This window comes from Desulfonatronum parangueonense, assembly GCF_054656975.1.
Genome location: NZ_BAAHXH010000003.1, coordinates 2455636 through 2469056 on the forward strand (window position 1 = coordinate 2455636; position 13421 = coordinate 2469056).

The window sequence follows — 13421 nt, forward strand, 5'->3', positions numbered from 1 at the left end:
ACTGTCCCATGCACATCAGGACACTCGATCTTTTTTGTGGCGGCGGAGGCAGCAGCTGGGGGGCCAGGGCAGCCGGGGCGCAAATTGTGTGTGGGGTTGATGCCTGGGGAATAGCCACAGACACATTCAGAACAAATTTTCCTGAGGCCCATGTTGTCAATTTGACCCTCGATATGGATTCCGGACCGGACGATGTTGGGTTGAAATCAGATATTGACATGATCCTGGCTTCCCCGGAGTGCACAAACCATACATGTGCCAAGGGAGGCCGTCCCAGGGATGAACAGAGCAGGCTGACCGCAAGATACATCATCAATTTCGCTCGCGAGCTGCAACCTCGGTGGATCGTGCTGGAAAATGTTATCCATATGCAAAACTGGCACGGCTTCAGCCACCTTGTCGTTGATATTGAATCGCTTGGCTACAACGTTTTGACCCAGAAGCTTGATTCCTCGGATTTCGGAGTCCCACAGACCAGAAAAAGGCTTTTTGTCCTTTGCGACCGCAAACAGATGCCGAAGGCCGTAAGGCTGACAGGCAAGGCACCCGCCTCCGCAAAAAGTATTCTCGATCCTGTCGGAACATGGAAATGCGGTCCCCTCGATAATGGGCGGAGGGCCAAAGGCACACTTCAAAGGGCAGAAAAGGCAATCCATGCCCTGGGAAGAAGGGTGCCTTTTCTGCTTGTCTATTATGGAACAGACGGGTCTGGAGGATGGCAGCCCCTTGATCGCCCACTGCGCACCCTGACAACCCTGGACCGCTTCGGTCTGGTCACCTGGAAGGGGGATACACCCATGCTGCGCATGCTCCAGGTACCGGAACTGCAGCGGGCAATGGGCTTTGACCCTGGATTCACCCTGGACAAGGGGTCACGGCGGGACAAGGTACGCCTTCTCGGTAACGGTGTCTGTCCACCTGTCATGAAGGCGATTGTCGGATCTCTTACGGGGCTGAACTCTTCTTGCGGGCTTGAAGAGGTGGCCAGGAATAGCCTGGAGAGACGTGATGTTTTGCAAGATACTAGTGACTTGTCTGGGAAGGGCGACCAAAAGCAATTTGAATGTACATCAAGGACGAACACATCCGCCTTCTCTGAATTCTCTGAACAAGAACCCTTCAAAGTCCGGGATCTTGCCGGTCGCAGACGCATTACAGCTCGATGAGGAAAACCAGACGGCCATGACACTTTTCCGTGTCATTGAGGATGAGGCAGCCGTCTGTGGCGAAATGAAATCAGGGCGGGCAGGCGTTTCAAGCCTCTCTGGCTTCGGTCAGATCAAGGTCTTTGGCCTGAACGGACTTGAACGCCGAGTCTCGGATGAACCTGCTTGCGCCAAGGATTTCCTCCTCCATCTTTCCTCCTTATCCGACTGAACGGCCCGGGGCTGATGGGCCATGAGATTGTCGCTGTCGGGCAACTTGCAGACGGGGCTGGACCGAACCAACATGCTGATTTGTTTTGTGATACTCCGAAACGATCCGATATCCCGCTTTAGATTGTTTCGGCTCGCAAGTCATCCTGTTCAGCCGCCATCCTGGCGTTTTCCTTGAGAAAATCCACGAAACCCTTCAGGTTGGACTCATAGCGATCCAGGGCGCTGGGCGAATCGTTGAAGGTTCTCTTGAACTCTATCGTATTGGGAGGGAAGGCGAACAGCTTGGGCAGGTTGAGATGCTTTGATTGTTTCGGTGCCTCGTACTTCACGAGAAAAAGGCCGGCGATCTGGAGGTCGCTCAAGACCTCTGAAATGACCCGGGTCGACTTGCCTTCGGCTCGAAGGTGCAAAATATAGCGGGCCATTGCGTCAACGATCAGATACGTGACATCCTTGTTGATAGAGTAATCGCTACTCCAGTTATCGACCCAAAACGAAATTCCAACCTGGATTACCGGAGGCTCGGCGGGTTTCTTGCGCATCCGTTCCAGGCTGTTCCGCAGGGCGTGGCAGGCTTCGTCAAAAGGAGTCCGCACAAGTTTCAGGATGGCATCCACGGACCGATCGAGCATTCGAAATTCCAGGCAGCTTGTCCCGCCCCTCCCGAATCCAGAGCGGTCCTTGAGTCGTCGGGACGGGGTAAACAACGGTTGCGAGCGGCCTGAACGCTCCTGCATTTCAAGGGGATGGGCCCACAAGGCCAGCAACCTTCCGGAGCGCCTCAGCCAAGCGTGCAATTTGACATCCCGTTGCAGGGTCCACGGCAGCGCGATGACCTCACCGCCCTCTTTCTCCAGGGCTTCGGTTAAAATTGCCTGCTGGGTTTCAAGAGGAAGCCGGTTCACGGCTGGAGTGGAAAGATCGAGAAAGCGCAGGCCAATGGACCCGCAAGCCGTTTTACCCAGGCTGCTCTTGCCGGAGCCCGGGGGGCCAAAGAGAAAAACAATGGGTGATGATCGGTGTGCGTCCATGATGATGTCCAAGGTTTGTCGCGAGGTGGAGATGATCGCCTTTCTTGAAAGACTCTCGGGACAGGACGGCTACGCCGGCCAATCCTGATCCAGCAGAAAGTCAATGAGATTTTTGTGGATGATGCCTTCCCGGCTGAAATCGAATTTATCAAGGCTCAAGACCATCTTGGGATAGTTGTCCCGGATCTCGAGGAGTGCTCCAAATTCCCGTTCCGCGACGGCTTGGTCAGGAATCAGGTATGCAACCTGGATATAGATTTTTTGCGACATTTGTTCCGCGACAAAGTCGATCTCCCTGGCATTCGATTTCCCAATGCGCACCTTGTACCCTCTTCGCAGAAGCTCAATGTACACAATGTTTTCCAGTATCTGGTTGATATCTCTTTGGTTGTTCCCATAGATGGCTTCGCGGATGCCGTGGTCGGCCAGGAAAATTTTTTCCTGAAACTTCAGGATTCTTTTACCTTGCACGTCTTCACGTGGCGCCAGGTAAAGAAGGCATGCCTCCTTGGCATGAGCAATGTAGTTGTACAATGTCTCCAGGGAAACCGTTCTCTTCTCATGTTTCAGGTATTTCAAGATATTTGATGCTGAAAAGGAATTTGCGACATTAGCGAGGAGATAGGAGAGGACTCGTTCAAAAAGCTCGACGTCTCGAATGGAATACCTTGCGATGATATCTTTCAGCAGAATGGAATTGTAGATGTCCCGCAAATAGTCGAGTGCGGCGGTTGCGCCGAGATTGTTTTCATACAGAAAAGGCATGCCGCCAAACCTGAGGTAAATATTGAATGCTTCTTCGGTGGACAGATTCGACTGCTTCTCTTTCTTTATGTTCATCATTTCCCGAAATGAAAAGGGATAGACTGAGATCTCGATATAACGGCCCGCGAGATAGGTGGCCAGCTCACCGGACAGCAATTTTGAGTTCGACCCTGTGATGTAGAGGTCACAATCCAGATCGACTTTCAGTGAGTTGACCATTTTTTCCCAACTCGTCAGTTCCTGGATTTCATCGAGAAATACATATGCCTTTTTGCCGAGGGTTTCGCTAAACCTCTTCAGTTCCTGATAAATACTCATCAAATCTCGATCAGCATACGCCATGCTCTCGAAATTGATCGTTATGAATTGATGTTCCGAAACGCCATGGCCGATCAACTCCTGTTGAACAAGTTTCAACAGAGTAGACTTGCCAGAACGGCGGATACCGGTGAAGACTTTAACCACATCCTTGTCGATAAAAGCCCTGACCCTGTTAATGTAGGTTTCTCGTTTGATCACATTCTTCACTCCTCATAAAAAATATATCAAGCCATACCGTAAACCACAATGTTTTTTCTGTGAAGATTACGGTATGACGAATACTTCTGGCAAGAAAGGTTGGAGTTGAGTGTAGGTGTGTGGAGTTGGAGCGGCGGGGGCAAGATCGAGACAGCAGCTTGGGCGGGGAGATTTTCGGCTTAGCGAATATAAAAATTTGATGTAACTACTCAGCTAATCCATGTTCAAGATGATTAACCACGAAGAGCACGAAGGACATGAAGGGTGGATTTATGGCGATAATTGTGAATGGCAGTGCGGCAATAGGTGTTTCCTTTCCTGTCTTCCTTCGTGCTCTTCGTGCCCTTCGTGGTGGTAAATTGAGATGAAATAAAAAAACCAGTGTCTGCATCAGAATTTGCTGAATAATTTCAGTATTTGAAACTACTCCAGCTCATCCGAGTAGAACCGGGCTGGATACTCACCTTCGCGGGTAGGACTAATCCGGAGACGGCATAAAACGTTTCACCCCGTCTTTCCTTAAAACGCCCAAACTTGATCGAAGGACTGGTCGAAGGAACGATTTTCCATGTAGTCCCTGGCTTGAGACTGCATGTTGCGCAGCAGGGCCGGATCGTCCAGCAGGGTGGCCACGGCCTGGCGGTAGGCCTCGGCGGTGGCGGCGGCGACGATGAATCCGGTCCGACCTGGAATCAGGTTTTCCCTTGGTCCGCCCTCTGAGGAGACGATCACCGGCAGCCCGGAGGCCTGGGCTTCCAGGACCACGTTGCCGAAGGTGTCCGTGGTGCTGGGAAAGACGAAGATGTCCGCCGAGGCATAGGCCTGGGCCAGAGCCTCCCCGTCCAGATAGCCCGTGAACACCGCGGGCGTGCCGCTCAGGTTGCGCTCCATCTCCTCCCGATACGGGCCGTCGCCCACGATGATCAGCCGCACGTCGTTTCTTTCCCGGGCCAGTTCCCGGAAGGCCTGCTCCAGGATGTGCAGATTCTTTTCCCTGGAAACCCGACCCACATAGAGCAGCTTGGTTTCGTTGCGCAGTTGGAAGCGCTTTTCATAAAAGCCGTTGCGCTTGGAGGGGTGGAAGCGCACGATGTCGATGCCCCGGGGATAGACCCGGACCTTTTCCGGGTTCAGCCCCTTGGCGGTCAATTCGTCGGCGGTACTGCGGGACGGCGCGAAGACGACGTCCATCTGGTCGTAGTACCAGAGCGTGAACCGCCACATCATTTCTTCCATGGCGGAGTCCTGGGTCAGGCACTGCGTGTATTGGGGCAGGGATGTGTGGTAGGTGCCGTAGATGGGCAGGTGCATCAGCTTGGCCACGGCCAGGGCGGCCAGTCCGATGGGACCCGGGGTCGCGGAATGGATGTGGCTGATTTCCTTTTCAAAGCAGAAACGCATCATTTCCAGTACCGGTGGATAAAAGAGCTTCAGTTCGGGGTATTCAGGCAGTTCGAAGACGCCGATGGGCGAGAAGTTTCGCACGCCGTCCGTTGCCGGAACCGCTTCGTCGGGAGCGCAGGTGATAATGGTCATGTCCTTGCTGGTGGCCAGGGCCAAGGACAGTTGCTGCTGAAGGGTCAGCGCCACGCCGTTGACTTCGTAGTAGGTGTCCGTGAAATGGGCCACCCGCGGTCTCGGGGCGTCCGCCGCCCCGGGCAGTCCCTTGTCCTTGGCGAAGGATTCCCGGACCTCGCGGCTGAATTTTCGGTCATGGGCAAAGAGCGAGTAGGACAGGAAGTAGGGCATCAGCAGGGCATACAATGCCCCGGCAGAACCCAGTGAATGGAAGATGTCGAAGATGTTGCCCTGGGCTATCTTGCGCAGCATGTGGTCCGCGGAATGCTTCAGGACCTGGTTGGCGGCCTGGTTGACGAAGGTGAACCAGGTTTTTCCCTGACCTTCCCGCCCGTTGCCGCTGGACCGGACGATGTTCATCAGGTCTGGATTGTTCCAGATCAGGCGCGCGGTTTCGTGCCGCAACAGATCCTGAAGCTGTTCCGGCACGTTTCCACGGGGTCGGGAACCGATTCTGGGTCGGATTTTCTGTGACCAGAGCGCGTGCAGGGAACCCAGAAAACCGCTTTGGTTCTCCCGGCCCGGGTCCAGGTTGCGGTCGATGAACTTGAGCAGGATGTCCTTGTTGACGTGCTTCCCAAGTTGAAACTTCTGCTTATAGAATTGGTAGGCGATGCTGTAGAGATTGTGACCCAACGTTTGGGGTGAAGAGGATTTGCCGATAAACCGCGCATCTCCGTCCCTGATGCCTTGCAGAAACGCTGCCGGGTCGCGGCGGCCGGGCATCATGGTGTAGGTCCTGGCGATGTTCAGTGAACTGTGGTCGTCCGAGCCGCCGGTCAGATGCTTCACCCATGGTTTTTCGGGCAAGGCGGCGCGGTCATGCACGTTCTCCAGGCGCTGGATGTCCTCCGGTGCGAGCATCTCGAGGATGCACAGCAGGTTGGTGTTCAGATGTTCATCCCGGGCGCCGTTGATTTCAAAATGCTTGAACAGCAGCAGCAACTGCTCGAAGTGGTGTTTGGTCAGCTTGTTGTTGACCGAAAACAGGGGGTGGGCCAGGACGTGACAAATGTCGTCTTGGTGGAGGTATCCGGCCAATTCGAAGACATTGTCGCGGTATTTCTGGATTTCTCGATGCTGGGCCTCGGTGATGTCGTAGGCCAGAACATGGACCTTGCACCGATCCTCGGGAAAATAGGCCGTGATCTCCTCGCTGATGAAGGTATCCGGAAGATGAGCGATCTCCAGGCTGCCCTCGATGGTGTTGTGATCCGTGATGGTGATCAGGTCCATGCCCTTCTCCCGCAATGTGCGGTGGATGTGCGACGGTTCGGTGTAGCTCTCCGCGCACCCGATTTTTTGCAGCACCCATTGCGACGGTCGTTTGGAAGACTTCGAATGCACGTGCAGATCGGCTCTGGTCGTCGGTTCCATGATTCACCTCCCTGGTATTGTCGGGATGGTAAAGGCAACAGGTGACGAAATGATGATGGGAAGGTGACCGACAATGACGATATCAAGAAGATCGCGTGACATTTCAATTTGGATGCACAGTGAGTTTAAGCTTCTTCCTCCAGTGCTTGAGCTACAAATCTGAATCCGATGCGCTTCGACAAGAAACAAAATCCCGGTATATCCATTCTTCAAGGGTGCTCGTTTAGAACCATCTGCAATCGTTTGAGGATGTTCGTAATCAGTTCTGTTTTTTTTTGATTGGGGAGCGGACCCAAGACGGACATGGCAAACTGAACTGATCCTTTCACAGCATTGGACACTAACTGCCTACCGGCTTGCAAAAAAGCAGCCCAGCCCAACGCTGAAAATGACGAGACCGTAGACGCTGTGCTCCAGCCACGGCAAGACGAGCCGTTCTGACCTCAGATAGGTCGACATGAACAGCAGCCCGCCAAAAAAGGTGAAAACAATCGCGGTGATGTTTTCGTACATGATGTGCAGGAAGGAGAATACTAATGCGTTGACCACCAGCAGTGTTGTCCTGCTGTGGAACAGGACCCCCATGTAGCGTTGGACGTAAAATTTCCGGTACAGGAATTCCTGCGGCAGGACGGAAGCCAACGGGTACAACACCAGGATCATCAGCCAGCGTCCGGGTTCGTTCCGTGGTAGAATAAAAAACTGTTCGGGGTAGTGAAGCCATGTGTAAAGGACAAGCAGACCGGTGATCCCGATCATCCGCGGGATCAATCCGTTCCATGGTGTGGATTTATTTGATTGTGGCGACCGGGTTTGGTTCTTTTCATCCTTGCGTGAAAAGCAGATGGAAATTGCCAAGGCATACATGAGCGGAATCGCAAGAATCAGGAATTTGTTCACCTGAAACCATTCGAGGAAGACGATCATTGGAAATCCGATGAACAGGACGCCCCACTCGAGCCACAACCCGGTGCTCCGAAGCCTGCTTCCTCCATCACTCATGAATCCACTCCCAGCATGCAAAGTCAGACCAAAGCGTTGCTCCCGGCTTCTGAAATTTCTGGATTTGCTCCCCATGGGAGCCGACAGACCCGACCGTCGCGCCGGAGCCGAGGTTCGGCAGCCCAATGTCCAGCTGTTTCGTTCGGATTTTCCGGTTGGCAGTCCGTTGAACGCAAATTGCCGCGTCAGAAAAAAATTATTTTCTCAGGATTTAAGTAAGCACGATTTGATTTTGGTCGATCTGCAGGGAGGATGTAAATGAGGAAAAACCGTTCAATCCCTAAGGATAGAACAGAGAACCAGATTTCCGCCAAACCCACAGTTCCCACGGCCGTGACTGCAAAGTTCCTGATCGCTTGAAAGGAATAATGGGAGCCTTGAGAGTAAATCCCAAGGGTTCAACGTTTTGCGCTGCTACCTCCACTGGAGAAGCTTTTCCCGGAAGGGCAGTCAAAGCCGCACCGAGACAAGGCCATTACAGCAGGGCACATTGAGCACGGCTACTCCAGCAGTCTATTGCCGCGCATCTCGGACTTCATTATGCCACTGTCAGCAGGATCATCAAAAAAGAACGAAATACATCAAAAAGCAAGACCTGACCCCAGCGAAGTTCGGACGCGCCAAAGGCGCGCGTCGGTGATGGTTGCCGTTCTGCAGGAAAAAGTTGACTGAGTAAAAATTATACCTAAAGGCTATTTTATGGATTTCGAGTATGATCCAGAAAAGTCACTTCAAAACAAGAAAAAGCATGGTATTGATTTTGAAGAAGCGAAGAGGCTTTGGAAGGATGAGGATAGATTTTTCATCCCTGCTCGGAATACAGGAGAGGACCGTTTTGCCCTCATTGGGAAATTTGAGGATAAAATCTGGACCTGTATCTTCACTTTTAGAAACGGAAGAATCCGAATCATATCGGCAAGGAGATCACGAGATGGTGAAAAGAAAATCTACAATCAGCGCTGAGGAGTTGGACGCCAAATTTGATGCGGGTGAAGACGTTAGTGAACATCTGGAAGTGAGTAAAGGTTTCCGCCCAGGATGGGAACAGAAAAGAGTGAATGTAGATCTTCCTGTTTGGATGATCGATCAGTTAGATACGCAAGCTCGGAGAATCGGAGTTACGAGACAGTCCATCGTTAAGGTATGGCTGTCTGAAAGGCTGAAGGCAGAACAAATCGGTGGTGCTAACGGCTAACCGCGTAGCGGGTAGCCGTTAGCACCACCTCATTGATGGGCCTCCCGAGCAGCGCCCAAGAACTCCCACCTGTTGGAGTTGTGCCGCTATGTCGTCCTTAATCCGGTTCGGGCCGGGATGGCGCGGCATCCCAAGGAGTACCCCTGGTCCAGTTATTGCGCCACCGCCGGGTTGAAGAAGAAGTCGGACTTCCTCTCAACGGACTGGATTCTTGCCCAATTAGGAAATGACCGGAAGCAAGCGCAACTGGAGTACCGGAGGTTCGTTCTTGCGGGGATCAGCGAGGAGGCGCCCTGGAAGAAGCTCGTTGGGCAATGTCTCTTGGGGGAGGAACCTTTCCTGGAAAAGCTCTTTCCATTTCTCCAGAAAAAAACCGGATTCACCGAAATCCCAAGGGGGCAACGTATTGCGCTGCGACCTCCACTGGAGAAGCTTTTCCCGGGAGGGCAGTCAAAGCCGCACCGAGACAAGGCCATTGCAGCAGGACACATTGAGCACGTCTACTCCCAGCAGTCTATTGCCGCGCATCTCGGACTTCATTATGCCACTGTCAGCAGGATCATCAAAAAAAACGAAATACATCAAAAAGCAAGACCTGACCCCATGGTTGCGGCGTAGACGTGACCGAACTGCGGCGTCGGGTGGGCATGGTCTTTCAGAAGCCGAATCCGTTTCCCAAATCCATTTATGAAAACGTGGCCTATGGGTTACGGCTGCAAGGGGTGAAGGAGAGGAAAAAGCTGGACCAGGTCGTGGAGCACGCCCTGCGCGGCGCTGCCCTGTGGGACGAGGTCAAGGACCGGCTCCATGAAAACGCCTTCGGCCTCTCCGGAGGACAGCAGCAGCGCCTGGTGGTGGCGCGGGCCGTGGCCATCGAGCCGGAGGTGATCCTCCTGGACGAACCCTGTTCGGCCCTGGATCCCATTTCCACGGCCAAGATCGAGGAGCTGATCTTCACGCTCAAGGAAAACTACACCATCGTCACCCACAACATGCAGCAGGCGGCCCGGGTCTCCGACTACACCGCGTACATGTATCTCGGCGAACTGATCGAATACAAGGACACGATCTCCCTGTTCACCCAGCCCAAGGAAAAAGCCACCGAAGACTACATCACCGGCCGTTTCGGCTGATTCCTCACATCGGTCATTGAAGGGAAGTGCGCGGCTCGGAGGGGACGAATTCACCATCATCCTGGATAATTTCGAAGCCATGTCTTGCGGATCTGATTTTCTTGATATATCTTTTTGCTATATATCGGATATTGAGGAGGAAAAGCCATGGAAACGGCAAAAGTGTTCTGGACCGGTCGCTCGCAAGCCGTGCGCCTGCCAAAGGACTATCGTTTCGACGCAGAGGAAGTGCGCATTCGCCGTAGCGGCAATGCGGTTATTCTCGAGCCCATTGCCAAGGATTGGGACTGGCTGAATAACATCGTCGGGCCGGTGGATTCGGATTTCGAACAGGCTGTTTCCGAGCAACCGGATGAACAGGTCCGCCCGGAACTGGATTATTTCAAATGAAATACCTGTTCGATGCAAATGCGATCATCGCGATATTCAAGGGTCATGCCTGCATGCTTGAGCAATTGCGCCGGCATGAACCCCGCGACTTCGGCATCCCCACCGTTGTCATGCACGAACTCTATTTCGGGGCATACAAGAGCATGCGCCGTAAGGAAAACATTGCACGCATCGAGGCTCTGCAATTTGAAGCGTTGTTGTTCAGCCCTGAAGACGCCCGCTGTTCTGGAGAAATCCGGGCCATGCTCGCAACCGAGGGCAGGCCAATCGGTCCTTATGATGTCCTCATCGCGGGTCAAGCCCTTTCCCGCGACAGCATTCTGATTACCCGCAACACTCGAGAGTTCGAAAGAATTCGGGGGCTGCGCCTTGAAAATTGGGAAGAAGAGCGTCACGCTCCTGATAACACTTTCCTTGGTAATACTGATAATTGGTGATTGCTGGCTTCAGAGATCCAGCCTACGAGGGCAAGACCCTTCCTCGTCTTGAAACGTAAATGCCCTGGCCACGGGCACAACGGGAATCTTTTCGCGCGGGACGTTGCCAGGGCATGTGCTTGTCTGAATTACCGCATCGCATTATGGAACCGCCACTTCCGACTTGCCTCGGCCGACCTTCACTGAGCTCTTTGAGTTGTTTCTCTCTGTTCCGCCGCTTCGATCATGCCGTCCTTGACCCGGATGATGCGTTGGGAGGCCTTTGCTATCTCATTGTTGTGGCTTACGATGACGATGGTTTTTCCCTGGTCGTGCAGGGAATGCAGAATGGACATGACTTCCGCCTCCGCGGATGAATCGAGATTGCCCGTGGGTTCGTCCATCATGAGGATATCCGGATCGTTGGCCAGCGCTCTGGCAATGGCGACTCTCTGTTGCTGACCGCCGGAAAGCTCCGAAGGCCTTGAGCCGGTCTTGTCGCCAAGCCCCAGTGACTCCAGCAGATGCAAAGCCCTTTCGGTTTGATCCCGCTCAGGCGTTCCCGCCAGCATCATGGCCGTCTCAACGTTCTCAATGGCCGTAAGCCCTTGCAGGAGATTGAAGAACTGAAAGACGAAACCGATCTTGCGGCCCCGAAGTCGGGCCAGTTCGCTGCTGCTCAGGTCGCCGATGTCGGTACCGTCGAGCAGGACCGTGCCGCTTGAGGGACGGTCCAGCCCCCCGAGCAGGTGCATCAGGGTGCTTTTGCCATGACCCGAAGGGCCGACAATGCAGGTAAACGATCCGCGGGGAATATCCAGGGTGATGCCGCGCAGGGCCAAGGTGGCGGCCTCCCCTCTGCCGTAGGTCTTGAAAACGTCCATGGTGCGCAGGATGATGTTATCCATGGCTGATGGCCTCCACCGGGGAGAGCCGCGCCGCCCGCCAGGCCGGATAGACCCCGGCGACTATCGAAACCAGAATGGAGAGCGCCATGGCGCCAAGGATCACCGTGACATCAAAAACATTGCCGCTGCCGGATCCTTTCATCAGGGTCGTGAAGGCGTTCTCGCTGATGTAGGGCGTCACGATCACCGAAGCCAGCAAGCCTCCCGCAACTCCGCAGATTCCGCCGAAAAATCCATAAAGGCCCGATTCCATGACGAATACGGAGAAAATCATTTTCCGTGTGGCCCCAAGAGCCTGCAGAATGCCGATTTCGCGCTTTCGCTCATAGGTGGCGGTCATCATCGTGTTGATGATGCCGAAGGCAGCCGCCAGAATCGCCACCGCAGCAATGAGCTGCAGCGTGACGTTCACCGAACCGACAATGGCAAGCACGGAACTGAGCATCTGCTGGTCCGAGACCACGCCGAGCCCCGTGGCCGCCCTGATCTGGTCGCTGTAACTCTCTGTAAGAGCCGGGTCGTCGAAGGCGATGGCGACATAGGAATAGAGGTTCACGGAATTGAAGACGTTCTGGGCAAGCTGCATGGGCAGGAAGATGGTCACGTCGTCCTTGCCGCCCGAGGCCTTGAGAATGCCCTGCACCGGAATTTGTTCGCCTCTGAGAGTCAAGGTGCTTCCGGGTGAAAAATTGAACCGCGAGGCGACTTCGGAGCCGATCACGGCCCCGGTTTCGTCGGGAGAAGTAAAATTCCTACCCAGCTCGACCTCCAGGCCTCTGGAGCGCATGACTTCCTCGGGCAGGATGCCGTTGACCGTAATCGGCACATTGTTGACGGCAGTTCGCTGGACGAGGAATGGGATCACGGTCAGTCCTTCGATGGCCTCGATCCTGGCGACCTCTTCCGAAGTGATGTTGGTCGGCATCTGGTCGCCGGTCAGAATGGAAAGCTGTTCATATCCGCACGAACCTTTGGGAATGACGATGAGGTTCGCGCCCAGGGCGGCGGTTTCCCGGTGGATTTCGCTCTTCAAGCTGCCGCCCATGGACAGAAAGGTGACATAGGAGGCTATGCCGATGGTGATCCCGAGGAGGGTGAAGACGAATCTCCCTTGCCGCCGAACGATATTGCGGGCCACAAACTTGGAGATGGTCATTTAGCCTCCCAGGTTGTGGTTGCGGACAACCTTGACGGAGCTGGCGTCGAAAAACAGGCTGCCTTGGCTTTCGATAAAGCTGCCCTCGACAACGACCTCGTCTCCCATGGCGGGTTTCTTGCCCGCGTATCTGATCGGCAGGAAGACCTTCTCGCAACCCTGAACCGTGCATCGAAGTTCCTTCATGTCCATTATGCCGAAGATGTTCGGGTCCTGATCGGATACGGCGGCCTTTACGCCGCGAATGGTGATGCTCCCGGTGTAGGCCAGGGGATCAAAAGCAACGTCGTTCACGTTGAGTGCGGGGCTGGGTGTTGGGTTGAAGACCGCAAGCCCGATGACGCTGATGGATATCAGCGCAAAAACGAGTACGTATTTTCGCATGGAGATTTTCCTTGTTGGGATAAAAATTACTTGTTCATATTCAGCAGGTTCGGGTTGGTCATCCACAGGCGCCGGAGACCGTCTTTCGCCGGAATGACCTGCTGCGGCAAGTCATTTCCACGGCAGCCATGCCGGCAAATAACCGCTTCCAGGTCTTCGTCTCGGAATGAGGCTCGATCCAACACCGG

At 54.1% G+C, this 13421-nt stretch carries 13 protein-coding genes and 2 pseudogenes; 8 read left to right on the plus strand and 7 right to left on the minus strand.

All coding sequences use genetic code 11. The features are described from left to right. Positions 1-8: 8 nt before the first annotated feature. Both ACYQ15_RS11275 and ACYQ15_RS11280 read left to right on the plus strand, forming a co-directional pair. Positions 9-512, plus strand: a pseudogene (locus ACYQ15_RS11275) (DNA cytosine methyltransferase); the annotation flags it as partial. Positions 513-671: 159 nt separating this feature from the next. Continuing rightward, positions 672-1166, plus strand: coding sequence for a hypothetical protein (locus ACYQ15_RS11280; RefSeq protein WP_459939639.1), 495 nt, complete (start codon positions 672-674; stop codon positions 1164-1166). A gap of 329 nt (positions 1167-1495) precedes the next feature. On the opposite strand, the gene ACYQ15_RS11285 is transcribed toward ACYQ15_RS11280, so the two are convergent. From ACYQ15_RS11285 to ACYQ15_RS11300, 4 genes are all read right to left on the minus strand, one after another. Next, positions 1496-2410, minus strand: a complete 915-nt coding sequence (locus ACYQ15_RS11285) for a hypothetical protein (RefSeq protein ID WP_459937611.1) — start codon at positions 2408-2410, stop codon at positions 1496-1498. A 69-nt stretch (positions 2411-2479) separates the two neighbouring features. Beyond that, a complete protein-coding gene (locus ACYQ15_RS11290) occupies positions 2480-3694 on the minus strand; it encodes an ATP-binding protein (protein WP_459937612.1) in 1215 nt (404 codons plus the stop codon). Positions 3695-4213: 519 nt separating this feature from the next. Continuing rightward, complete coding sequence (locus ACYQ15_RS11295; RefSeq protein ID WP_459937613.1) at positions 4214-6649, minus strand: glycosyltransferase; 2436 nt, start codon at positions 6647-6649, stop codon at positions 4214-4216. A gap of 348 nt (positions 6650-6997) precedes the next feature. After that, complete coding sequence (locus ACYQ15_RS11300; RefSeq protein WP_459937614.1) at positions 6998-7651, minus strand: CPBP family glutamic-type intramembrane protease; 654 nt, start codon at positions 7649-7651, stop codon at positions 6998-7000. Between the two features lie 699 nt (positions 7652-8350). Here ACYQ15_RS11300 and ACYQ15_RS11305 point away from each other — a divergent pair. The 6 genes and pseudogenes from ACYQ15_RS11305 (at position 8351) to ACYQ15_RS11330 (ending at position 10806) form a co-directional block, all read left to right on the plus strand. Then, positions 8351-8614 carry a BrnT family toxin gene (locus ACYQ15_RS11305; RefSeq protein ID WP_459937615.1) on the plus strand — a complete coding sequence of 88 codons (264 nt, stop codon included), beginning with the start codon at positions 8351-8353 and terminating at the stop codon, positions 8612-8614. Next, positions 8583-8846 (plus strand): type II toxin-antitoxin system BrnA family antitoxin, encoded by a 264-nt coding sequence (gene brnA, locus ACYQ15_RS11310; RefSeq protein ID WP_459937616.1) that lies wholly within the window; start codon positions 8583-8585, stop codon positions 8844-8846. Before ACYQ15_RS11305 ends, brnA begins: the two co-directional genes overlap by 32 nt. 117 nt (positions 8847-8963) lie before the next feature. Continuing rightward, complete coding sequence (locus tag ACYQ15_RS11315; protein ID WP_459937617.1) at positions 8964-9464, plus strand: hypothetical protein; 501 nt, start codon at positions 8964-8966, stop codon at positions 9462-9464. After that, positions 9461-9979: pseudogene (locus ACYQ15_RS11320) on the plus strand (phosphate ABC transporter ATP-binding protein); the annotation flags it as partial. The gene ACYQ15_RS11315 and the pseudogene ACYQ15_RS11320, both read left to right, overlap by 4 nt. A gap of 147 nt (positions 9980-10126) precedes the next feature. Continuing rightward, the gene (locus ACYQ15_RS11325; RefSeq protein ID WP_459937618.1) at positions 10127-10369 is read left to right on the plus strand and encodes an antitoxin; all 243 of its coding nucleotides are present in this window, start codon (positions 10127-10129) and stop codon (positions 10367-10369) included. After that, positions 10366-10806 (plus strand): type II toxin-antitoxin system VapC family toxin, encoded by a 441-nt coding sequence (locus ACYQ15_RS11330; protein WP_459937619.1) that lies wholly within the window; start codon positions 10366-10368, stop codon positions 10804-10806. The genes ACYQ15_RS11325 and ACYQ15_RS11330 overlap by 4 nt, the downstream gene beginning before the upstream one ends. Positions 10807-10985: 179 nt before the next feature. On the opposite strand, the gene ACYQ15_RS11335 is transcribed toward ACYQ15_RS11330, so the two are convergent. From ACYQ15_RS11335 to ACYQ15_RS11345, 3 genes are read right to left on the minus strand one after another with little or no spacing between them, the layout of a single operon-like run. After that, positions 10986-11693: an ABC transporter ATP-binding protein gene (locus ACYQ15_RS11335; protein WP_459937620.1), complete on the minus strand. Its 708-nt coding sequence runs from the start codon at positions 11691-11693 to the stop codon at positions 10986-10988. Next, on the minus strand, positions 11686-12849 hold the full coding sequence (locus ACYQ15_RS11340; protein ID WP_459937621.1) for an ABC transporter permease: 1164 nt from the start codon (positions 12847-12849) through the stop codon (positions 11686-11688). Before ACYQ15_RS11340 ends, ACYQ15_RS11335 begins: the two co-directional genes overlap by 8 nt. Then, entirely contained in the window at positions 12850-13233 is a 384-nt protein-coding gene (locus ACYQ15_RS11345; protein ID WP_459937622.1) for a hypothetical protein, read from the minus strand. Positions 13234-13421: the final 188 nt, after the last annotated feature.

Coding starts and splice junctions, on each gene's coding strand:
- ACYQ15_RS11305 (WP_459937615.1), top strand. CDS start 8,351: ATGGATTTCGAGTATGATCCAGAAAAGTCACTTCAAAACAAGAAAAAG.
- ACYQ15_RS11330 (WP_459937619.1), top strand. CDS start 10,366: ATGAAATACCTGTTCGATGCAAATGCGATCATCGCGATATTCAAGGGT.
- ACYQ15_RS11315 (WP_459937617.1), top strand. CDS start 8,964: ATGGCGCGGCATCCCAAGGAGTACCCCTGGTCCAGTTATTGCGCCACC.
- ACYQ15_RS11295 (WP_459937613.1), bottom strand. CDS start 6,649: ATGGAACCGACGACCAGAGCCGATCTGCACGTGCATTCGAAGTCTTCC.
- ACYQ15_RS11335 (WP_459937620.1), bottom strand. CDS start 11,693: ATGGATAACATCATCCTGCGCACCATGGACGTTTTCAAGACCTACGGC.
- ACYQ15_RS11285 (WP_459937611.1), bottom strand. CDS start 2,410: ATGGACGCACACCGATCATCACCCATTGTTTTTCTCTTTGGCCCCCCG.
- brnA (WP_459937616.1), top strand. CDS start 8,583: ATGGTGAAAAGAAAATCTACAATCAGCGCTGAGGAGTTGGACGCCAAA.
- ACYQ15_RS11300 (WP_459937614.1), bottom strand. CDS start 7,651: ATGAGTGATGGAGGAAGCAGGCTTCGGAGCACCGGGTTGTGGCTCGAG.
- ACYQ15_RS11340 (WP_459937621.1), bottom strand. CDS start 12,849: ATGACCATCTCCAAGTTTGTGGCCCGCAATATCGTTCGGCGGCAAGGG.
- ACYQ15_RS11345 (WP_459937622.1), bottom strand. CDS start 13,233: ATGCGAAAATACGTACTCGTTTTTGCGCTGATATCCATCAGCGTCATC.
- ACYQ15_RS11325 (WP_459937618.1), top strand. CDS start 10,127: ATGGAAACGGCAAAAGTGTTCTGGACCGGTCGCTCGCAAGCCGTGCGC.